Annotated in this window: 19 protein-coding genes; 10 read left to right on the top strand and 9 right to left on the bottom strand. The window is 63.2% G+C overall.

Annotated elements, in window-relative coordinates; all coding sequences use genetic code 11:
• Positions 1 to 32: 32 nt before the first annotated feature.
• Positions 33 to 251, top strand: coding sequence for a translation initiation factor IF-1 (gene infA, locus AAGT95_RS12780; protein ID WP_013332816.1), 219 nt, complete (start codon positions 33 to 35; stop codon positions 249 to 251).
• 162 nt (positions 252 to 413) lie between these two features.
• On the opposite strand, the gene clpA is transcribed toward infA, so the two are convergent.
• Both clpA and clpS read right to left on the bottom strand, forming a co-directional pair.
• Positions 414 to 2678, bottom strand: coding sequence for an ATP-dependent Clp protease ATP-binding subunit ClpA (clpA, locus tag AAGT95_RS12775; RefSeq protein ID WP_110600764.1), 2265 nt, complete (start codon positions 2676 to 2678; stop codon positions 414 to 416).
• 112 nt (positions 2679 to 2790) lie between these two features.
• On the bottom strand, positions 2791 to 3120 hold the full coding sequence (gene clpS, locus AAGT95_RS12770) for an ATP-dependent Clp protease adapter ClpS (protein ID WP_232822337.1): 330 nt from the start codon (positions 3118 to 3120) through the stop codon (positions 2791 to 2793).
• A 279-nt stretch (positions 3121 to 3399) separates the two neighbouring features.
• Between clpS and AAGT95_RS12765 the strand changes: the two genes are divergently transcribed.
• The 8 genes from AAGT95_RS12765 to AAGT95_RS12730 all read left to right on the top strand — a co-directional run bounded on the left by AAGT95_RS12765 (position 3400) and on the right by AAGT95_RS12730 (position 11051).
• Positions 3400 to 4002 carry a pseudouridine synthase gene (locus AAGT95_RS12765; RefSeq protein ID WP_342594020.1) on the top strand — a complete coding sequence of 201 codons (603 nt, stop codon included), beginning with the start codon at positions 3400 to 3402 and terminating at the stop codon, positions 4000 to 4002.
• A gap of 135 nt (positions 4003 to 4137) precedes the next feature.
• Positions 4138 to 4587: an NUDIX domain-containing protein gene (locus AAGT95_RS12760; protein WP_110600760.1), complete on the top strand. Its 450-nt coding sequence runs from the start codon at positions 4138 to 4140 to the stop codon at positions 4585 to 4587.
• Positions 4588 to 4795: 208 nt separating this feature from the next.
• On the top strand, positions 4796 to 5995 hold the full coding sequence (mnmA, locus tag AAGT95_RS12755; protein ID WP_342594019.1) for a tRNA 2-thiouridine(34) synthase MnmA: 1200 nt from the start codon (positions 4796 to 4798) through the stop codon (positions 5993 to 5995).
• A complete protein-coding gene (gene hflD / locus AAGT95_RS12750) occupies positions 5992 to 6636 on the top strand; it encodes a high frequency lysogenization protein HflD (protein ID WP_342594018.1) in 645 nt (214 codons plus the stop codon). Before mnmA ends, hflD begins: the two co-directional genes overlap by 4 nt.
• Before the next feature lie 80 nt (positions 6637 to 6716).
• Positions 6717 to 8081, top strand: coding sequence for an adenylosuccinate lyase (purB, locus tag AAGT95_RS12745; RefSeq protein ID WP_342596532.1), 1365 nt, complete (start codon positions 6717 to 6719; stop codon positions 8079 to 8081).
• A 34-nt stretch (positions 8082 to 8115) separates the two neighbouring features.
• Positions 8116 to 9303, top strand: a complete 1188-nt coding sequence (locus AAGT95_RS12740; RefSeq protein ID WP_342594017.1) for a cupin domain-containing protein — start codon at positions 8116 to 8118, stop codon at positions 9301 to 9303.
• Positions 9304 to 9444: 141 nt separating this feature from the next.
• Entirely contained in the window at positions 9445 to 9912 is a 468-nt protein-coding gene (locus AAGT95_RS12735; RefSeq protein WP_110600753.1) for a glycine zipper 2TM domain-containing protein, read from the top strand.
• Between the two features lie 152 nt (positions 9913 to 10064).
• Complete coding sequence (locus AAGT95_RS12730) at positions 10065 to 11051, top strand: lipid A deacylase LpxR family protein (protein WP_342594016.1); 987 nt, start codon at positions 10065 to 10067, stop codon at positions 11049 to 11051.
• A gap of 86 nt (positions 11052 to 11137) precedes the next feature.
• On the opposite strand, the gene AAGT95_RS12725 is transcribed toward AAGT95_RS12730, so the two are convergent.
• Entirely contained in the window at positions 11138 to 11425 is a 288-nt protein-coding gene (locus AAGT95_RS12725) for a hypothetical protein (RefSeq protein WP_110600748.1), read from the bottom strand.
• Between the two features lie 199 nt (positions 11426 to 11624).
• Between AAGT95_RS12725 and slyD the strand changes: the two genes are divergently transcribed.
• Positions 11625 to 12107 (top strand): peptidylprolyl isomerase, encoded by a 483-nt coding sequence (gene slyD, locus AAGT95_RS12720; protein WP_110601121.1) that lies wholly within the window; start codon positions 11625 to 11627, stop codon positions 12105 to 12107.
• A 186-nt stretch (positions 12108 to 12293) separates the two neighbouring features.
• Here the strand turns inward: slyD and AAGT95_RS12715 are convergent, their stop codons facing one another.
• The 6 genes from AAGT95_RS12715 to AAGT95_RS12690 all read right to left on the bottom strand — a co-directional run bounded on the left by AAGT95_RS12715 (position 12294) and on the right by AAGT95_RS12690 (position 21675).
• Positions 12294 to 12842 (bottom strand): C40 family peptidase, encoded by a 549-nt coding sequence (locus AAGT95_RS12715; protein WP_342594015.1) that lies wholly within the window; start codon positions 12840 to 12842, stop codon positions 12294 to 12296.
• Positions 12843 to 13165: 323 nt separating this feature from the next.
• Positions 13166 to 15622 (bottom strand): YbeU/YbeR family protein, encoded by a 2457-nt coding sequence (locus AAGT95_RS12710; RefSeq protein ID WP_342594014.1) that lies wholly within the window; start codon positions 15620 to 15622, stop codon positions 13166 to 13168.
• Positions 15623 to 15754: 132 nt separating this feature from the next.
• On the bottom strand, positions 15755 to 17035 hold the full coding sequence (locus tag AAGT95_RS12705) for an acyltransferase (RefSeq protein ID WP_342594013.1): 1281 nt from the start codon (positions 17033 to 17035) through the stop codon (positions 15755 to 15757).
• A gap of 164 nt (positions 17036 to 17199) precedes the next feature.
• A complete protein-coding gene (locus AAGT95_RS12700; protein ID WP_071233199.1) occupies positions 17200 to 17442 on the bottom strand; it encodes a GlsB/YeaQ/YmgE family stress response membrane protein in 243 nt (80 codons plus the stop codon).
• Positions 17443 to 17600: 158 nt separating this feature from the next.
• Complete coding sequence (mdoH, locus tag AAGT95_RS12695) at positions 17601 to 20099, bottom strand: glucans biosynthesis glucosyltransferase MdoH (protein WP_342594012.1); 2499 nt, start codon at positions 20097 to 20099, stop codon at positions 17601 to 17603.
• On the bottom strand, positions 20092 to 21675 hold the full coding sequence (locus AAGT95_RS12690; protein WP_232822338.1) for a glucan biosynthesis protein G: 1584 nt from the start codon (positions 21673 to 21675) through the stop codon (positions 20092 to 20094). The genes mdoH and AAGT95_RS12690 overlap by 8 nt, the downstream gene beginning before the upstream one ends.
• Positions 21676 to 21883 lie beyond the last annotated feature (208 nt).

The following is a 21883-nucleotide window of genomic DNA, read 5'->3' as shown; positions in this document are numbered from 1 at the left end:
CGTTCTCAACACGTTCAAGAGGGATCGCCTATATGGCACGAGAAGATCATATCGAAATGGAAGGCGTCGTCGTCGACACGCTTCCCAACACCATGTTCCGCGTTGAACTGGAGAATGGCCACGTCGTGACTGCCCACATCTCCGGCAAGATGCGCAAGAACTACATCCGCATCCTGACCGGCGACAAGGTCAAGGTCGAGCTGACTCCCTACGACCTCTCCAAAGGGCGTATCGTCTACCGCTCTCGCTAATTCGCGAGCCTGTCCCGGCTCCGCCTTCCCCGAACGGCTTCCCGCCCCCAGGAACAGTCCTGATATTCTATCTCCGTCAGGCGGGCAATCAGAGATGATACGAATCCAAAAACGCCTCGCCATGTTGCCATGGCGAGGCGTTATCGTGCCGTTGCGACCGGTTCAGGCCAGCTCGGCTTCGGTCTCTAGCTGCAACTCGTCGTTGTCGACCCGCACGTGGACGATGCCGCCGTTCTCGGCCAGGTCGCCGAACAGGATCATCTCGGCCAGTGGCTTCTTGAGCTTCTCCTGGATGACCCTGGCCATCGGCCGCGCCCCCATTTCGGGGTCGTACCCCTTTTCGGCCAGCCAGACGCGGGCGTCGTCATCGACATCGAGCTGCACCCGTTTCTCATCGAGCTGAGCCTGCAACTCGACCAGGAACTTGTCGACGACGTTGCGGACGATGGATGGTTCGAGACCGTGGAACTGGATGATCCCGTCCAGGCGATTGCGGAACTCCGGCGTGAAGGTCCGGCGAATCACCTCCATACCATCGGTCGAGTGATCCTGGGTCTGGAAGCCGATCGAGCGACGAGAGATCTGCTCGGCGCCGGCATTGGAGGTCATGATGACGATCACATGCCGGAAGTCCGCCTCGCGGCCGTTGTTGTCGGTCAAGCGACCATGGTCCATGACCTGCAACAGCAGGTTGAAGACTTCCGGATGCGCCTTCTCGATCTCGTCTAGCAGCAGCACGCAGTGCGGCTGCTTGGTGATCGCCTCGGTCAGCAGGCCGCCCTGGTCGTAACCGACGTAGCCCGGGGGCGCCCCGATGAGACGCGATACCGTGTGGCGCTCCATGTACTCCGACATGTCGAAGCGGACCAGCTCGATCCCCATCAGGTGCGACAGCTGCCGAGCGACCTCGGTCTTGCCGACGCCGGTCGGGCCGGCGAACAGGAAGCTGCCCACCGGCTTGTCCGGCGACTTGAGACCGGCACGAGAGAGCTTGATCGCCGCCGACAGACTGGTGATCGCTTCGTCCTGGCCGAATACCAGCATCTTCAGGTCGCGCTCCAGGTTCGAGAGCAGCTTGCGGTCCGAAGTCGAAACGCTCTTCGGCGGGATGCGCGCAATGGAAGCCACCACCGCTTCGACCTGATCGACATCGATGGTCGCGATCCGCGCTTCCGGGGGCAGCAGGCGCTGGTGCGCGCCGGCCTCGTCGATCACGTCGATCGCCTTGTCCGGCAGGTGACGATCATTGATATAGCGATCGGCCAGGCGGGCTGCGCTTTCCAGCGCGCCATCGGTGTACTTCAACTGGTGATGCTCTTCGAAGCGGCCTCGCAGCCCCTTGAGAATGCGAATGGTATCCTCGACGGTCGGCTCCGGCACATCGACCTTCTGGAAACGACGGGCCAGCGCTCGATCCTTCTCGAAGATGCCACGGAACTCCTGGAACGTGGTCGAGCCGATGCAGCGCAGCTCGCCGGAGGAGAGCAGCGGCTTGAGCAGGTTGGAGGCATCCATGACCCCGCCCGATGCCGCGCCGGCACCAATGACCGTGTGAATCTCGTCGATGAACAGGATCGAATTGTCCTGCTTGCGCAACTCGGCCAGCAGCCCTTTCAACCGCTTCTCGAAATCGCCGCGGTACTTCGTGCCCGCCAGCAGCGCGCCCATGTCCAGCGAGTAGACCACGGCATCGGCGATCACGTCCGGCACGTCTTCCTCGACGATTCGCTTGGCCAGGCCTTCGGCGATGGCGGTCTTGCCGACGCCGGCCTCGCCCACCAGCAGCGGGTTGTTCTTGCGTCGACGGGCCAGAATCTGCACCACCCGCTCGAGCTCGTGGTCACGACCGATCAGCGGATCGATCTTGCCCAGGCGGGCCTGGTCGTTGAGATTGGTGGCGTAGTTGGAGAGCGGGCTCTGCCCGTTTTCCCCGGCGGCCTCCTCGCCGTCCTCGGACTCCTGGGAGGGCTGTTGGGCCTGGCCATGGCCAGCGACCTTGGAGATGCCATGGGCGATGTAGTTGACTGCATCCACCCGTGCCACGCTCTGCTGCTTGAGGAAGTAGACCGCCTGGCTCTCCTGCTCGGAGAAGATCGCCACCAGTACGTTGGCGCCGGTCACCTCACTCTTGCCGGAGGATTGCACGTGGAAGACCGCGCGCTGCAGCACGCGCTGGAAGCCCAGCGTAGGCTGCGTTTCCCGGTCTTCCTGCTCTTCGGGAATCAACGGTGTCGTGGAATTGATGAAATCCTGCAGATCGGCACGAAGCTTTTCCAGATTCGCCCCACAGGCATTCAGCACGTCGGCTGCCGAGGCATTATCGAGAAGCGCCAGCAGCAAGTGCTCCACGGTCATGAACTCGTGTCGCTTGGAACGCGCCACGGTGAAGGCCGTGTTCAGGGTGAGTTCAAGTTCTTTACTCAACATGGCAGTCCCCTTTTAGCCACTGAGGGCGTCGGTCGGCACTTTCACAATCGGGCACAAACAGCGGTTTCGCAAGTCTTCGAAGACAAAAGCGTCGACGATGTGTGTCCGCCATCTATTCCGCGGCATCCACGTCGCACATGAGAGGATGCTCGCACTCTTTCGCATATTCATTGACGAGGTGGCACTTGGTCTCCGCCACGTCACGGGTGAAGATGCCGCAGGTCGCCTTCCCCTGGGTATGGACGGCCAGCATGATCTGAACCGCCTTCTCGCTGTCCATGGCGAAGAATCGCTGCAGCACCTCGACGACGAACTCCATCGGGGTGTAGTCATCGTTGTACAGCACGACCTTGTACATCGGCGGCGGCGCCAGTTGCGGATCCGACACCTGTTCGGCAACATCACCCTGCTCGTCGTGTTCAGGGTCGGGAGGACGCGTCATACCCGTGCGGGCCGGCTCCCTGGCAAGGTAAGGCGACACTCTGTTTGAGATCTCTGACATAGTAAGGATGAATCCCTGGATGCATCGGCTCAGATACGGCAAGCCGGGACTCGATGAGGTATTGGATACCGTTGAAGACCCGAAGTTCCTTGAAGATGCGGCCGATGGAGCCGGTATGCAAGCCTTCCCTGAAAATAGTCTCGATCGCCGCCGCCCGCCATGGCGCGACGCGCCGGGAGCGCCCCGAGAGCCGGCCAGAACCAGCATGGGCGACGCGCCATGAGCCGAATCTATCTGCTGCACAAGCCCTACAACGTGCTCTGCCAGTTCACCGATGCTCATGGGCGCCGAACGCTGGCCGACTGCCTCGAGGTGCCCGGTGTCTACCCCGCCGGTCGTCTCGATTACGATTCGGAGGGGTTGCTGCTGCTGACCGAAGATGGCGCGCTGATTCACCGTATCAGCGATCCCCGGCACAAGCTGCCCAAGCAGTACTGGGTCCAGGTGGAAGGCGAGCCGGACCAGAGCGCCCTGAAGGCGCTTCGCGAGGGGGTCATCCTGAAGGACGGACCGACTCGCCCGGCCAAGGTCAGAAGGCTGGCGCCACCGGAGCCGCCACCCCGCGATCCTCCCGTGCGCTACCGGCCCTCGGTGCCGACGACCTGGCTGGAGATAGAACTGCGCGAAGGGCGCAACCGCCAGGTACGCAGGATGACCGCACACGTGGGTCACCCGACCCTGCGGCTGATCCGTGTCGGCATCGGACCGTGGCGGCTCGGCGACCTGCCGTCGGGCCACTGGCGCAGCGAGACGGTGAACGTCCCCCGGCGCCCGCCTGGGCGCGACGCGAACCGGCGCTCGAACTCCCCCCGCAAGCGCTGAATCGAAGCGAAACAGGCAGACGTCCGGCCCACCAATCCGATAGCGGGCTTTCGAATTGGCGTAGACCGGGTATGATCGGCTGGAGTCCCACGGCCGGATGTCGAGGGCAGAGCATCGAGTCGGGAGAATGATGACATGAACCGTTGGACGCCTCGCGTGACCGTTGCCGTGGTGGTGGAGCGAGCAGGTCGTTACCTGATGGTGGAGGAGGATCGCGGCGGCCCGTTCAGCCTGTTCAACCAACCCGCGGGCCACCTGGAACGGGGTGAGCGCCTGATCGCGGCCGCCGAGCGAGAAGTTCGCGAAGAGTCTGCCTGGCAGGTCGCCATCACCGACTATCTAGGGCTCTACGTCCACCAGACGTCGGATGGCCTCACCTTCCACAGCCATGCGTTCCTCAGCCTGCCACTGGCCCATCTGGGCAATACGCTGGACAAAGGCATCATCGGCACCCACTGGCTCACCTTCGACGAGATCGACGATCTCGACCGCAGCCACCGGCTGAGGAGCCCGGTCGTGATGCAGCGGCTGCGCGACACGCGCGACGGTCGCCGCTACCCGCTCGATGTCATTCGCGAGCGCTGATCGGTAAGCGGAATCGGCCTCGCCGCCTGTCACCACACGCCCAGCCCTCGGGAAATTGTCGATGGGCTCGATGCGATCCCCCGCTTTCGGCTATAATCGCGGGCCGCTCATCCGAGTCGGTCGTTGATTCGGATCCTGCACGCTCGCCGGGCACTGCCACTGGCGCGCAGGGTCTCACGACCCGCCCTCACCTGCCCCGGAAAACGTCATGACCACAGCCAGCGCAATCAGCGATACCGCGCACTCATCCAGCGAAGGCCCCCGGAAAGTCATCGTCGGCATGTCGGGCGGCGTCGACTCCTCCGTGACCGCGCTGCTGCTGCTGGAGCAGGGCTACCACGTCGAGGGCCTGTTCATGAAGAACTGGGACGAGGACGACGGCACCGAGTACTGCACCGCCATGGCGGACCTGGCGGACGCCGAGGCGGTCTGCGAGACCCTCGGGATCAAGCTGCACACGGCCAACTTCGCCGCCGAATACTGGGACAACGTCTTCGAACACTTCCTTGCCGAGTATCAGGCCGGGCGCACGCCCAACCCGGATATCCTGTGCAACCGCGAGATCAAGTTCAAAGTCTTTCTCGACTACGCCGAAATGCTCGGCGCCGACCTGATCGCGACCGGCCACTACGTGCGAAGAGGGCTCGACGACGACGGTCGGGCTCGGTTGCTCAAGGGGCTGGATGGCAACAAGGACCAGAGCTATTTCCTGCACGCGGTCCCCGGTGCCGCCATCGAGAGGACGCTGTTTCCCGTCGGCGAGCTGGAGAAGCCGCAGGTGCGGGCCCTGGCGGAGCGCCACGGTCTGGCGACGGCGAGCAAGAAGGACTCCACCGGCATCTGCTTCATCGGTGAGCGGCGCTTCAGCGACTTCCTCAAGCAGTATCTACCCGCCCAGCCCGGGCGGATCGAAACGCCTGAAGGTGACCCGATCGGCGAACACATGGGGCTGATGTACTACACCCTGGGCCAGCGACGCGGCCTGGGCATCGGTGGCCTGAGGAACCACAGCGAGGATCCGTGGTTCGTGGCCGCCAAGGATCTCGAGCGCAATGTCCTCGTGGTCGTTCAGGGCGAACACCCCTTGCTCTACAGCGATGTCGTCTACTGCGAGCCGGCAGCCTGGATCGCGGGAACACCCCCCGAGGCGTCGCGCCTGAGCGCCAAGACCCGCTATCGCCAGCACGACGTTCCCTGCGAGGTGACGCTGCTGGCCGACGGCGAACTCGAGGTCCGGTTCGATACCCCACAGCGTGCGGTCACGCCAGGCCAGTCGCTGGTGCTCTACGATGGCGAAGTCTGCCTGGGCGGCGCCGTCATTCGCGCCACCGGAACCGACGATGGCGCCGCCGTCGCCGAACTCACCGACACCCCCTCCGCCATGACAGGGAGCCAGCGCTCGGCATGAACCCGACGCCTATTCAATCGGCACCGCTCGATAGCAACGGCCGACAGGCACTGGCCCTGGCCGGCGTCTTCCAGGCGGCATCCGTCGTCGATCAACTGGCCCGCACCGGGCAGTGCAACGAGCGCGCCTGGAACACCCTGATTCACGCCACGCTGGACACCGACCCGCCCAGTTTCGAGTCGATCTACGGCGGCCACCACAACAACCTGCGTCTGGGCATCGACACGCTGCTGGCAGTCATGTCACGCCAGAGCGCGCAGCCGGCTGTCATGCGCTACGGCTTCTCGATGGTGCTGCTGATGCAGAAGCTACGCAAGGACAGCGCCATGATGGAGACTCTCGGCCAACGGCTGGGGCGCGTCCAGGGCCAGGCCGAGCACTTCGGCGAAACCCACGAGAACGTGATCGCGAGCCTCGGCGAGCTCTACCAGGAGACACTCTCCACCTTCCGCTATCGGATCGTGGTCCAGGGCGAACCCAGCTTGCTGCAGAGTCGAATGATGCCGGAACGCATCCGCACGGCCCTGCTCGCCGGCGTTCGCTTCGCCCTCCTCTGGCACCAGCAAGGGGGCCGCCGCTGGCGCCTGATCTTCCAGCGGAGCGCCATCCGGCGCACCCTGCGGCAGCTCGACGCTCACTGACGTCGAGCCCATGAATCGAGCCGCACGAATCTCTCAATCGCGAGCTGCTGGCTCGCGCGATGTCTCGGGAACCCACGATGATCGAACTCTCCGCACTGACCGCCCTTTCCCCCGTCGACGGCCGCTACGCCGCCAAGGCCGCCCCGCTGCGCGAACATTTCAGCGAGTTCGGATTGATCCGGGCGCGCGTGACCGTCGAGGTCCGCTGGCTGGAACGTCTGGCGGCCCATCCCGGCATCGTCGAGGTGCCGCCGCTTTCCGCCAAGGCGCAGGCGTTTCTGGACACCCTGGTGAGTGATTTCTCGGTGGCCGATGCCGAGCGCATCAAGACCATCGAGCGCACCACCAATCACGATGTGAAAGCGGTCGAGTATTTCATCAAGGAGGCCATCGCCGATCAGCCGGAGCTCCACGCGATCACGGAATTCGTGCACTTCGCCTGTACCAGCGAGGACATCAACAACCTGTCCTACGCCTTGATGATGCGGGACGGCCTCGATGCCCTGACGCCGACGATGCAGGCAGTCCACGATGCGATCGCCCATCTGGCCCACCAGCATGCCGAACAGCCGATGCTGTCACGGACGCACGGCCAGACCGCCAGCCCCACCACGCTGGGCAAGGAGATGGCCAACGTCGCCTATCGCCTGAGGCGCCAGCTCAAGCAGATAGCGTCCGTCGAACTGCTGGGCAAGATCAACGGTGCCGTCGGCAACTACAACGCGCACCTGGCGACCTATCCGGAGGTGGACTGGGCCGAGAACGCCCGCACCTTCGTCGAGTCGCTCGGCCTCACGTTCAACCCCTACACCACCCAGATCGAACCCCACGACTACATCGCCGAGCTGTTCGATGCCATCAGCCGCTTCAACACCATCCTGATCGATTTCGATCGCGACGTGTGGGGCTATATCTCTCTCGGTTACTTCAAGCAACGCACGGTGGCGGGCGAGATCGGCTCCTCCACCATGCCGCACAAGGTCAATCCGATCGACTTCGAGAACTCAGAGGGGAATCTGGGGCTGGCCAACGCGCTGCTCGATCATCTGGCCCGGAAGCTACCCATCTCCCGCTGGCAGCGTGACCTGACCGACTCCACCGTGCTGCGCAACCTCGGCGTCGGCCTGGCCTACGGCCTGATCGCGTACGAAGCGGCACTCAAGGGTATCGGCAAGCTGGAAGCCAACCCCCAGCGTCTCGATGACGATCTCGACCAGAGCTGGGAGGTGCTGGCCGAGCCGATCCAGACCGTCATGCGCCGCTACGGGATCGAGAAGCCCTACGAGAAGCTCAAGGAGCTGACTCGCGGCAAGCGCATCGACCAGGCCGGTTTTGCCGCCTTCATCGACACGCTGGCGCTGCCGGACGAGGTGAAGACCGAACTCAAGGCCCTGTCGCCGGCGACTTACATCGGCAACGCCATCGATCAGGCCAAGGCGCTCTGAGCGCGCCGTACACGTTTTCGTCCAGGAGACCGACATGACGTCCGCCAACAAGCCACGTACGCTGCTCGGTGGCCTCACCCCCGCCCAGTTCCTCAGTCAGCACTGGCAGAAATCGCCGCTGTTGATTCGCGGTGCGTTTCCCGACTTCGTCTCGCCCTTGGAACCGGACGATCTGGCCGGCCTCGCCTGTGAAGAGGGAATCGAAGCCAGGCTGGTGGAGGAGAAAGGGCCGGACAAGGCGTGGCAGGTCAGCCACGGCCCGTTCGACGACGAGACCTTCGCGCGCCTGCCCGCCAGCGGCTGGTCGCTGCTGGTACAGGCGGTGGACCACTACGTACCGGAAGTCGCCGAACTGCTGGCGTCCTTCGATTTTCTGCCGAGCTGGCGACTCGACGACATCATGGTCAGCTATGCGCCGCCAGGCGGCAGCGTTGGCGCGCACGTCGACCAGTACGACGTCTTTCTGTTGCAGGCCAGCGGACGCCGGCGCTGGCAGCTGGGCGGCAGCCCCGGCGCGGATGCCCGGCTGATCCACGGGATCGACCTGCGCATCCTCGAAGACTTCACCGTACAGGCCGACCAGGAGTGGGTACTGGAGCCCGGCGACATGCTCTACCTTCCCCCCGGCGTGGCTCATCACGGTATCAGCGAAGCCGACGATTGCCTGACCTACTCGATCGGTTTCCGGGCACCCTCCGCCGACGAGATCGTCACCTCCTTCGCCGACTACATCGGTGAACAGCTCGGCGACGGCCAACGCTATGCCGACCCCGACCTGCAACCACCGTTCGCGTCGGGCGAACTGGACGAGCAGGCCGTGGCCCGCGTGCGCCGGCTACTGCTGGACGTCATCGACCGACCCGACCAGATGGCGCAATGGTTCGGGCGTGCCATGACGCAGCCCAAGTATCTGGATCAGTTGGCCCCGGCAGACTCCCCTACCGCACCGGAAACGCTGCGCGCCGCGCTCGAGGGCGGCGACGAACTGGCCCGCAGCCTCGGCTCGCGTTTCGCCTGGCACCGCCTGGACGAGGCCAACGCCACCCTGTTCGTCGACGGAGACGCCGTCGACTGCCCGCTCGAGCTGGCCCGGCTGCTGGCGTCGAACGCGCCCATAGATGCCAGTGCGCTCACCCATCCAGACGGCGCGCGCCTGCTGGCAACGCTCGTCGACAGCGGCAGTCTGGGCTTCGCCGACAGCGACCGGGATCACCAGGAGTGAGAGGCAGGAATTGCCAGTGGCTCCTACACTCAATCCGTGCTGGGTACAGTGCCGAAGGACTCATTAGCACTGGACTAGTTTTAGAACACTGTTTTAATGTACTGGGCACGAAGCCATACCTGGATGTTAAGGAGAATCATCATGAAACGACTCATCGCCCCCGCACTGGTCATGGGCCTGCTGGCTCTGGCGGGCTGTACCAACACCTCGACCTACTCGGGTGACGTCTACCGGGGAGATCAAGCGGGCACGGCGCAGTCCGTGAGCTATGGAACCATCCAGTCGGTGCGTCCGGTACAGATCCAGGGCGGCAACGGCGAGAGCGTGCTGGGCAGCCTGGGCGGCGCGGTCATCGGCGGTCTGCTGGGCAACCAGGTCGGCGGTGGCTCCGGCCGCACGATCGCGACCGCGGCCGGCGCCCTCGGTGGCACGGTGGCGGGCAGCAAGATCCAGCAGGCCACCGACCGCGTCGATGGCTACGAACTGGAGATTCGCCAGGACAGCGGCCAGAACGTCGTGGTCGTCCAGAAGGCGGACCGCAACTGGCAAGTCGGCCAACGTGTCAAGCTGGTCGCCAGTGGCTCCAGCGTCAGCGTCGCCCCCTACTGATCGCAGGACGACAGCCAGATCCCATGCCAGCGGCGCCCCAGGGCGCCGCTTTCTGTTAGCGTGATACTAATTTTCTATGTTCTCGAGGTTTTACGTACGCTATTGTATGTCCCGCAGATTCAATCATTCGTTTTAAGGGAATAAGGCGGAACATGAAGGGACAACTCTGGTCGAGAACCGGCCTTGCCATAACCATGGCGGCCATTTCCAGCACCGCGTGGGCGGATGGCATCCTGACACTGAAGTCGGAAAACGATATCTTCGCCAGCGGCGATGACGGTCACTACACCAACGGTATCGAAGCCGACTGGTCCTTCAGACCTTCACGGGACCACTGGACCCGCGACCTCGCGGAGCTGATTCCTGGCTGGAGTGCCGCCTCGCTGGATGGTGCCTCCTACCGATTCGGACAGCAGATCTATACGCCGGAGGACATCGACGAGAGAGGCTTGATCGAGAACGATCGCCCCTACGCCGGTGTCCTCTACGCCGGACTCTCCCTGTTCGATGACCAGCAGTTGAGCGGATGGCGACGTACCAGTGGCGTGTATTTCGACGTCGGCCTTGTCGGCCCGGGAGCGGGGGGCCATACGGTACAGAACAACTTTCACCATCTGGTCGGCAGCGACGAAGCCGAGGGCTGGCACAATCAGCTGCACAACGAGCCCTTCGTCAATGTCGCCTACCAGACCGCCTGGTGGAAACAGGGCCACCTGGGAGCCCTGGAAGCCGAATACGGGCCGTCGGTCGGCCTGGCCGTCGGCAATCTCTACACCTATGGTGCGACCGGCTTGGGGTTGCGTATCGGGCAGGGGCTGGACGAGAGCTTCGGCGTGCCGGCCGTGGCCCCCTCTCAAGGCAGCAGGGTTTTCTTCGAGAAGGATAGCGGCTTCAACTGGTACCTGTTCGCCAACCTCGAGGGTCGGCTGATGGCCTACAACATGCTGCTCGACGGCAACACCTTCGAGGACAGCCACTCCGTGGATAGACGGCCTTGGGTGGGGGATGCCCAACTCGGCCTCGCCGTATCCTGGGATCGCTGGCAGTTGACCTACAGCTCGGTGTGGCGAACTCACGAGTTCGAGACCCAGGACGATGGCGATCAATTCGGCTCGATCACCCTCTCCACCTGGCTCTAGGCCGCGGATCCAGAAATCACGACGGGCGATGCCGTCGGCATCGCCCGTCTACCTGCATGGGCCGCTCCAGGCGACCAAGACCCTATTCAGTGCAGCTTGGCTTTGCGCACCGCCCAGCAGGCGACGCGCAGCCCCACCCAGATCCCGATGGCCAGCAGAATCAAGGTCAGGAGCATGGATACCGGCTTGATGATGAACGTCGCGCCGAGCACCGCCAGCGCGGTCGACATGACCCAGCGGTCCTGGGCGGGTTCCCCCTGCAACTGGGTCGGCAACCGGCGTTTGACCATCGCGCCAAGCGCCCCATCCCAAGCCTTGAGAAGTAAAAAGAGAAAAACGGCGAAGGCAACGAGCCAAACGACGAACACGGTCATGACGAACTTCTCCTCGGCCGCAAAATCACGGTAATTGGTCGTGACGTCAGGGTAACCACACCCTCGAAGTGGCGCAACTACCAGGGACGCCGTTCGAGATAAGCGCCCGATCGGCCCGACTTCACGGTCATTGCGACCTGACAGGAAGGCCGTGGCGCGTTAGGATGTGACAGACATGCACAAACGCAAAGGTTCCGAGATGCAGATTGCCCAGAACTCCGTGGTCGCGTTCCACTATACATTGACCAATGATGCAGGAGAGGTCCTGGACAGTTCCGAAGGTCGCGATCCGCTGACCTATCTACACGGTGCGGGCAACATCATTCCGGGGCTCGAGAAAGAACTCGAGGGCCACGGAAGCGGTGACAAGCTTCAGGTCGCCGTCGCGCCGAGCGAAGGGTACGGCGAAGTCCAGCCGGCACTGGTCCAGGAAGTTCCGCGGGACGCCTTTCAGGGCGTTGACGCTGTCGAGCCCGGCATGCAGTTCCAGGCTCAGACCCAGGAAGGACCGCTGATGGTCACCGTCACCAAGGTGGAAGGCGACACCGTGACGGTCGACGGCAACCACCCCCTGGCTGGCGAGAAGCTGAACTTCGATGTCGAGATTGCCGAAGTGCGGGAAGCGACCGAAGAAGAAGTGTCCCATGGCCACGTCCATGGCGAAGGTGGTCACGAGCACTGATCGTCGAACAGGCCTCCCGCCGGAGGCCAGTTCGATCGGTGGGGGTACGCCCTCCACGAAAAAGGGCAGCCAGGAGGCTGCCCTTTTTTCATGCTCGTGTTGCGCCGACCCGATGCCGCGCCCCCGGTGGAACGGGTACCGGGGCGAGATCGCGACGGGGATCCCCAGCGCGCGGCCTGCCCCGATTCAACCTTCTTTGGCCAGCATGACCCGCTGAGCCAGTTGCGTTCGTTCGACCGGACGGCGCGCTTGCCAGTAATATCGCTTCCAGTAGACGTTATCGAGGCGAGACAGCTTCACCCCTTGCGACGAGGAGGCGTGAAGAAAGTAGCCGTCGCCCACGTAGACGCCGACATGGTTGTAGGGTCCAGGCGGCTGGAAGAAGACCAGATCCCCTGCCTTGAGATTCTGTTCCGCGATCCGGTTACCTTCCAGAACCTGTTCTTCGGTCGTCCGCGGCAGCTCGAAAGCGAAGGCTTCACCGAATATGTGCTGCATCAGCGCAGAGCAGTCGATGCCACGGTGCGTCGTTCCGCCGAGCACGTAAGGCGTTCCGACCCACCGTTGATGTTCATCCAGCAGGGCCTTGCGTATCAGCGCCGGGGAGACGCTCTGCGGCCGGAAGTCCCGGATCTTCTGGGGTGCCGGTGGGACGCTCTTGGGAATGTCGACCGCAACGGTGCGAATCTTGACCAGGGGAAGTGAATACTGCGCGTTGACTTGTTGTTGTTTCACGGGGGCGGAGCAACCGGATATGACTACCGCCAGTGCCAACCCCATGGCTGTGCGTCTTAGCATTCAGCGCGACCTCGTTCGCCTGTGAGCCATTACGGGCACCGCCTCTTGCGACGACTCATGACGAATCATCCGGCGAATTGGAGTCGCTGTGGTGGTGACACACCTCGACGAGGTGTCACCGCCAGAACGGCCTGTATTGGGCTCAAATCATGATCAATCGGACAGAAAAAAGCCACGCCCTCTTTCCAGCGGGCGTAGCACAGCGGAGATCATATGTCATTGAAAACGCTTTGGCGAGTGTTCTCGGTTAATGAACGGCGTTAATGTAAAAGACTGGGTTCGCCGGGAAGAATGTCGACATGAAGTGATGTCCAGTGCGTCATGGGGCTGCCCGGAAAATCGAGACTCGCCCAGGCGCCGGCCAGTAGAGGCTCCGCCTCCAGCCAGGCAGTGAGCGCTTCGCGAAAGCGCTGCAGGAAAGCTTCGCGCTCCGGCGTGTCGTCCATGAAGAATCCGAAGCCGCTGTACAGCCCTTCGGCATAATCCCGCCAGTTGCTGTAGTGGCGCTCCGCCAGGCGCATGGCGGCATCGAGATAGTGCGCGAGGCGATCCTCGGAGAGCCAGTCGAGCTGCCGACCGGCCAGCGCCAGATCGACCAGCTGCGCGATATCCCATGCCGTCATGTCCTGATCGTTGCAGTGACAGGCATTGTCCCGCACGTGCTTCAGCCGCATCAGGTGGACGCGGTCCTCTTCCGCGCATGCCCCCGATTCGAGAATCGCGATTTCCGCTTCCAGGCGAGTACGATTCAAGGTGTAGGGAGCATAGTTGATCTGATAGTCCTGCCGGTCTCCCGCCTCGGCCAGGAAATCCAGGAAGTCGACCAGCCCCGCGGCACCCTGCAGGGCATACTGATGTTCGACCCACTCCCCCAGCGCTTCTCTGTCTTGGGGTGCCAGCGGCTGCGGCGCCTGCCATAGCGCTTCGTTGAGCGGTCCTGCCAGCGAGATCGCGGTGAACCGCGTCAACGTCGGCCGCACCCCCGGCTCGAGCCACGTCAGCGACCGCGACGGGGTCAGCCAGTGAAAGGGGGAGCCGGGATCGCGCCGATGCCAGGCGATATCGTCCGCCAGCGACACCTCCTCCGGCGTTTCATCCTCGCTCAGGACGGTTTCCCAGGCTTGCCATGCCGAGAGCAGACTCTCGGCGTCGCGGTAGAAGCGACTCAGCACGTCACACAGCGACTGCGCCAGAGCCTCGATCTCGACGGTCGAATAGCGCCCGCTGTCCGACGCCATCACCAGATAGAATGCGTACTTTTCCGCCATCGTGATCGTCGCCGCGTGATCCGCGCAGACGGCCAACCGCCGCGATGCCCCCGGCGGCGACCGGCGAGTGGCGGTATGGCGGGAGTCGGCGGCCAGCTGGTTGAGGTGATGCGCCTGCGCCGGCATCCAGAACCTCGCCAGCCCCGCGGTGCCCTCTTCCCGACGCAGGCCCAGCACCTCTTCGAGATAGCGCTCCGCCTCCTGGACCCGTTCCGGTCCCAACGCTTCGCCGAGGGATCGACGGTGGATCAGATCCGGGTCGCGGATCGAGGCGACGCTCAATACCCAGCAGCCGGGATCCTGGCGGTACTGACGAACGAACTCGCGGGACGACTCGCGCAACCCCTCCTCCAGCGTATCGGCGAGCGGGACCGCCCATGGACTGGTGTCGGCGGAGAGCAGGCCACCCCACTCTTCATCGAAGATGGGCCGCAGGTCTCGCCCCTCGAACAGGCTGCGCCCCCGTTGATACGCCCGAGCCGCTGCCTCCCAGTCCGCATAGCGCTGCTGCAGGAGGTCGATGCCATGACTCGCGAACCGCTCCGCCTCCTGCGTCGTCAGCCACCCGGCGCAGTGGCCGAGATACGCCTGATCGATGAGTCGGAACCAGTCCCATGCCGCCCACTCCAGCGGCTCCGCATCGGCCAGGAACGCCAGCAGCACGCGACCATAATCGTGCTGATCGTTCAATCCCGAGAGCCACTCGAGCTGCGCCTCGGGGCGTTGACGTGACATCCGCACGGCGTCCAGATCCCAGCCATAGCGATGCCCCTGCCCCGCGAGCCAGAACAGCAGCGCCATGAGCTCTTCACGCCCCCCGACGTCGTCCTGCTCGCGCAGCAGCGTCCGATACTGGCGCTGTTCCTCGAGCGGGATATCGACCGGCCAGGCCAGTACCGGCGCCATGGCAGCCCTGGCTCGCCACAGGCCTTCCGGCCAGAGATCGGCAGACAGGGACGGGAGAGAATCGAATCCGGCGGCATCCTGGGATGCCGGTGAATCGATGGACTTGAGGCGGTGGCGAAGCGCAGACCATGAGACGCCACGCTGCTGACGCTCGCGAGCCAGAAGCTCGCGCCCGGCGGCATCCAGCGCCGGGTCGTTCAAGGGGGCGAGCGACTGCAGCCAGGCCTTGAGCGTGGGCGCCTGCGCGACAATGCCGCGGGCCAGCATGGCAAGCCAGGCGTCGGTACAGGGGGAGCGAATCCAATTTGCCGCACTCCCGAGCGCGAGCAGCTCCAGGGCCGCCAACCGGGCGAACGATGGTGACCGAGCGTCGCCACCGCTCTCCCACAGGCGCCAGGCAAACTCGTCACGCCCCCCGACCCCCAGTGACTGCAGGCGCGAGTGCGCCTGGACGGCATCGAGCGCCAGTCGGGGATCGCTGACGAGAGGCCAGCCACACAGCGTCAGCTGCTGGGCCCACCACGGGACGAGAAGTTCGCTCAAGAGAAACCTCGTGCTACGAGAGACGGCTTGCGCTCACTGCCGAAGTGGCTCGTGGCAGTGCGCTTGCGGCGGCATAGTATAACGGAAAGGTCGTCGCGCGCCGATGGCCGGCGCGCGACCGAGCAGCGGACGTCAGCTCATCTTCTCGGCGTGAGTGCGCGGCGCCTTGCCCAAGAGACGGCGTAGCAGGAATTTTCTGACCCGCACCACGAACTGCTCCTGGAAGAGCACACAGAACAGCACGGTCAGAATCAGGAACAGCGGATAGAGCCACAGGTGCAACTCTCCCGCCGCCGCCAGACAGTCTCTGAAATCCGTCAGACACAGGCCGGGATCACCGGAGAGCACGCGCTCGACACGCGAAAAAACCGCGTAGAGTGGCACATGCAGCGCGAACATCGGCAGCGATGCGCCGCCCAATCTGGAGGCCAGCCGCATCAGCCGGGGGTCACGAGGCTCCCCCCAGTGCGCCGCCACATAGATCAGTGCCAGCTGGGAAGGCAGCAGCAGGCCATTGTGCAGGACGTAGTACCACGCATGTCCCAACCCCAGCAGATAGACCGCGGCCACGACACTTGCCGCAACCGCCATCAGCGTCAACCAGCACTGACCGGAAGACATCAGCCGTCCCTGCGCCTTGCGCTGCGCGTAGAAAGTGCAGAGCAAAATTCCGGCGACGAACTCGGGAAGGCGAATCAACGGATTGCGATGCAGAATGCCGGTTTCCGGCACGCCGTAGTCTGTCGTCAGGATCACGTACAGCGGCGGAATCAGATAGATCAGATTGACCAGCAGCATGGCGCGACGGGGGTTCCGCACCCGACGCAGGCGAGGCGCCAGCCAGGGGAATGTCAGATAGAAGAAGAACAGCGCCGAAATCGACCAGGACGGCGGATTGAAAGTCAGGTACAGCGGGTTCCAGGCGTGCAACAGGGTCAGGTTGAGCAGCAGGTTGATGCCGGTTTCCAGCGATCCCATGGTGTGATTGAGACTTTTCCAGTCCAGCTGACCGATATCGTTGTTGACGTCGTAGACCACGAATCTCAGCGAGATATCGCTATCCCCGGGCGCTATCGCCAGATAGCCGACCAGCGCCGAGACCGACATGGCAAGGATCAGCGATCCGATATGAATGGGATAAAGATTCGAGAACCGCTTCAGCCAGAAGCTCTTGCGTGGCTCGCGCATCTGATCGGAGGAGTCGAGGTAGACATGCGTCAGCAGAAAGCCGGATAGCACGAAGAACGCACTGGTCGAGAAAAAACCGATATCGGTCACGTAATGCGACCATTCACGTATGGAGGGATAGTTATGGAGCGTGTGGAAAATGACGATATAGAGGCCGAGCAGGAAACGCAGCCATTCGAGCCCTATAAAACGTTCTTTGCGCGTGGCGGTCGATGAATCAAGCATCCGTTGCAGATCTCTGGCCGTCAAAAGGCGCTAGTGTACCTGATTCTACCGGGTAGACACGTCAGCGGCGCATCGCGCTCGCCCTAAACCGACACGGCCGCGCAGAAGCGCGGCCGTCCGTCACGACAATCGATCAGCATGGCCGATCGAGATATGAATCCGTGCTATGCCTTCTTGACCTTGGCAACGATCCACAACAGGATTATCGCCCCGATGGTGGCGACGACCAGTGATCCGATCAACCCGTTCGACGACAACCCCAGCAGGCTGAACAGGAAGCCGCCGATCACGGCGCCGACGATGCCGACGACGATGTTGCCGAGGATACCGAAGCCGCCGCCACGCATAACCTTACCGGCGATCCAGCCAGCAATGCCGCCGATGATCAGCCACAAGATAAAGCCCATAGTCCTACTCCTTGATTCCCTTCGGATTGAATAACCGGCAAGCGGCTCGATACCGCCTTGCTCAAGCATAGTCACCAATCGCCGAATCTTCGAAGAATAACCGGCAAGAGGGTCAACTTTTGTCGACCCTCCTGCCCGACGAAGGCGTCGCTGTCAGGTCAACCGAACGCCGGCACCCGCAGTGAGGCTCTCGACGGCAAGCCGTGCTCGTGCCAGCCATGGTGTGCCTCGGCATCGCCCCAGACCCGCCAGTGCAGCTGGGAGAGCATCACCGGATCATCCAGAAACGCCAGGCGCTCGAGGTTGTCCATCGAAGCCGGCCCCAGCTTGAGCGCCCGGCTCACGCGCTCGTGGCGCCGCCGCTTCAACGGCTCGGCATGACCATGTCGCGAGGTGCCGAGCGCGGTCGCCAGTGCGTTCGATACCGGGTCCACCACTATCTGGACGAAATTCGGCGTGGGCGCGGCCGCGTTCATCCTGCCCAGGTGGCGCACCATCCTGCGCAGCACCCGCGGTGGATGCGTCTCCTCGGGAATCCGAAACAGTCGCGCCCGGAAGCAGGCGCTGCCGAGAGAGACGCGACTGGAGAGCGCGGATACCGGTATCGAGATCATCATGGCCCCCACGATGGGCGACAGCCACCACAGGAACGTCGGTTCCATGAAGTAGACGCCCACCGCCCAGACGGCGCCGATGAGCGTCTGGCTCCAGTGATTGCGAATCGCATCGCCCCAGGTCGTGTCGCTGTTCTCCCGTGACGGCGAGCGCCACTGGATCGCCCACCCCATGATAGAGGTCAGCACGAAACGCGTGTGGAACAGCATTCGCACAGGGGCCAATGCCATCGAGAACAGCGACTCCAGGACCATGCTCGACAGTACCTTGAGCGGCCCACCGAACTGACGACTCCCCTGGACCCACACCAGGATCACGCTCAACACCTTGGGCAGGAACAGCAGCGTCGCGGTAGCACCGAACAGGCCCACGGCCAGCGTCGGGTTCCACTGGGGCCACACCGGAAACATCATCCCCGGTTCCGGGAAATAATTGGGCGTACTCAGCGTGTGAACGGCAAGCAAGGCCGTCGACAGCACCAGAAACAGACACCAGAGCGGTGCGGAGATATAGGACATCAGCCCCGTCAGGAACACGGCCCGATGAACGGGGTGAATACCTTTGGAGAGGAACAGCCTGAAATTCATCAGGTTGCCGTGACACCAGCGCCGATCCCTGTTGAGCTCGTCGAGCAGGTTCGGCGGCATCTCCTCATAGCTGCCATCCAGCTCGTAGGCGATCCAGACGCCCCAGCCGGCACGCCGCATCAGGGCTGCTTCGACGAAGTCGTGCGACAGGATTTCCCCGGACATGGAGCCCTTGCCGGGCAGCGGTGCCAACATGCAGTGGCGCATGAACGGCGCCATGCGAATGATGGCGTTATGCCCCCAGTAGTGCGACTCACCGAGCTGCCAGAAATGCAGTCCCGCGGTGAACAGAGGGCCGTAGACGCGGGTCGCGAACTGCTGCATGCGGGCGTAGAGGTTCATTCGCCCGGAAGCCCGCGGCGCGGTCTGCACGATACCGGCATCCGGATGCGCTTCCATCATCTGAACCAGGCGGGTCAGGCAGGCACCGCTCATCACGCTATCGGCATCCAGCACCAGCATGTAGCGGTAGCAGGCCCCCCAGCGGCGACAGAAGTCGTCGAGGTTGCCGCTCTTGCGCTTCACCCGACGCTGACGACGTCGATAGAAGACCTGGCCGAACGCCTCGAGATCGCGGCACAAAGCCAACCAAGCATGGGTTTCCTGAATCGCGATATCGGGATCGAAGGTGTCGCTCAGGATGAATACGTCGAAGTGCTGACCATTGCCGCTCTGGCGCAACGACTCGATGGTCGCCCGGACACCGGCGAAGACACGGGGGACGTCTTCGTTGCAGATGGGAACCAGCAGTGCGGTACGCGCGTCCGCCGGAATCGGCTCGTCACCGACTTCGGAGTCGATGGCATAGCGGTCACGCCCGCGAAGCAACTGGAAGAAGCCCATCAGCGCGGTCCAGAAGCCCGCGGAGACCCAGGCAAACAGGAGCACAAACAGTGCCAGGATGGTGATCTCGAGCCACTGCTGTCCCTGGCCCGGCAAGACCGTGCGCATCTGGTTGGCAGCGATGAAGCTCTGACCAAAGATCAGCACCAGCAGTACCCAGCGGCGCGCGCTGGCAATCATCTGCCAGCGCGGCGCTGGTCTGCTCTCCCGATGTTTGCGACGAAACCCTCGCCCTGCCCAGCTCTTGAAGCGCTGACCGAATCGCACGAAGGGGTTGGTCGACCACCCTTCGGGCGCCAGCGGCGTACGCTGCAGCGGCGGCGCCGTCTTCACCCGGGTGATGCCGTGCTCGTCGGTGTTCAGGATTTCCGGCGGTGCCAGCGGCGGCTCGGCGTAGGCCAGAGCCAGACGCCGGCCCACCGAACTGGCGGCCGGATCATCCTCGTCGACCTCGCCACCGCCCAGTGCGGCATGCAGCGAAGCCATGTCATGGGTGTCCAGGTCGCTGGCGAGCAGCCTGCGCCGCTCGTTCCGATCCTGCGCCTCGAGCGCCAACCGCTCCAGATAATGCTCGGCTGACACCATCGTCTTGGAAGGCGTCACTTCAGCCATTGGCGGGCAACCGGTAATACCAGGTTTCGGAAACCCGCTTCTCGCCCTGGTTCAGATAGGCGCGAATGTCCAGCGGCTGGTTGTTGTCGCTGCGCTTGATCTTGACGAAGACGCGCCAGCCTCCCGTGGCCGTATTGCGCTCGGCATGGCTATCCACCAGTTCACCGTTGTCGCCGACACTCGCCTGCACGCTGATGTTGGCGTCGTCACCGAGACCTGACAGCGAGGGACCGTTGAAATCCAGCACGAATGCCAGTGAACCGTCGGCTTCTCTGACCAGGTTGTCCTTACGCACTTCGCCACGGGAACGGCGAGTCTGCTCGACCCAGGCCAGCGAGGGATCGACGTAGCGGCTCTCGTCCTTGGTCACGGTGAAGCGGTAGTCGTAATCCAACGGCGTACCCGGCTGCGGCGCAGTCTCCGGCAGCCACATCGAGACGATGTTGTCGTTGGTCTCGTTGGGAGTCGGGATCTGGATCAGCTCGATCTTGCCGGCGCCCCACTCGTTCTGCGGCTCGACCCAGGCGCTCGGGCGCAAGTCATAACGGCTGTCCAGATCCTGGTAGCTGTCGAACTGGTGGTCCCGCTGCATCAGGCCGTAGCCCCGCAGGCGCGGCGTGGCCTGTTCGTTGATCATCAGCTTCGCCGGATTGGCCAGAGGCCGCCAGGTCCAGCCGTTCTGGGAGTCGCTGACAAGCAGACCATTGGAGTCGTGGATGGCAGGCCGGTAGTTCAATGTCGATGAAGGCTGCTCGGGACCGAACAGATACATGCTGGTCAGCGGTGCCACGCCCAATTTTTCCACCGGACGACGCAGGAAGATGCGTGACTTGACATCGACGACGGTATCCGCGCCCGGGCGCAGCACGAAGCGATAGGCCCCGGTCAGGCTGGGAGAATCGAGAAGCGCGAAGATCGTCAGGTACTGGCTCGTCTTGCTCGGCTTGACGATCCAGAACTCCTTGAAACGGGGGAACTCTTCGCCGGAGGAGAGCCCGGTATCGACCGCGAGCCCCCGACCGGAGACCCCATAGACCTGGTTCTTGCCGACGACGCGGAAGTAGCTCGCGCCGAGGAACACCATCGTCTCGTCTTTGCGATCGACCTGGTTGAGGGCGTAGTTGACCTTGAAACCCGCGATGCCAAGATCGTCGTCGTTCTTGGCACTGTCCGGAAGGTCCAGATTGCCGAAGGTAAAGTCGTCGGGATTGTAGGCGAAATCGTGCACGCCTTGATCATCGACGCTGTGGAGTTGAATGGCGCTGCTGTAATGCATGCCCTCATGGAAGAAGCTCAGGGTGAAGGGCACCCCGTCACCACTCCAGACATCACGATCACGTTTGTACTGGATCTGCTCGTACTGGCCATAATCCAGATTGCTCAGCGCCTCCGGCAGATTCTGTTCGGGTTCGCTGTAACCCTTCTGTGAAAGGTCCTCGGCTTTCTTCGCGACGTCATCGAAACCAAAAGCCAATACATTTTGGGCGATACCGCTGAGTAGCAACCCGGTCAGGGCTACCACCGGAAGAAGCGCCTTGCGTTTTTCAAGGTTACTCCGCCGGATCGATGCACTCACACTCATACTCCTGTCATAACTATCTTGGCCGATATCAACGAGCTCGGGGCGTTCTAGGCCGTGCATGCCGATACCATAAAAAAACGGTCAGTCATGCCGAGCCGAAAAAGCCACGCTGCAAGGCATGCCAGCAGCGGGCGCAACTCACGATGAAGGACGACGAGATAGCGAAGCCTCCTTGCTCCGTACCGCCGCAGTCTAGCATACG

It is taken from the genome of Salinicola lusitanus, from assembly GCF_038648475.1.
Lineage (GTDB): Bacteria > Pseudomonadota > Gammaproteobacteria > Pseudomonadales > Halomonadaceae > Salinicola > Salinicola lusitanus.
This window is presented reverse-complemented; position numbering and strand designations above follow the sequence as displayed.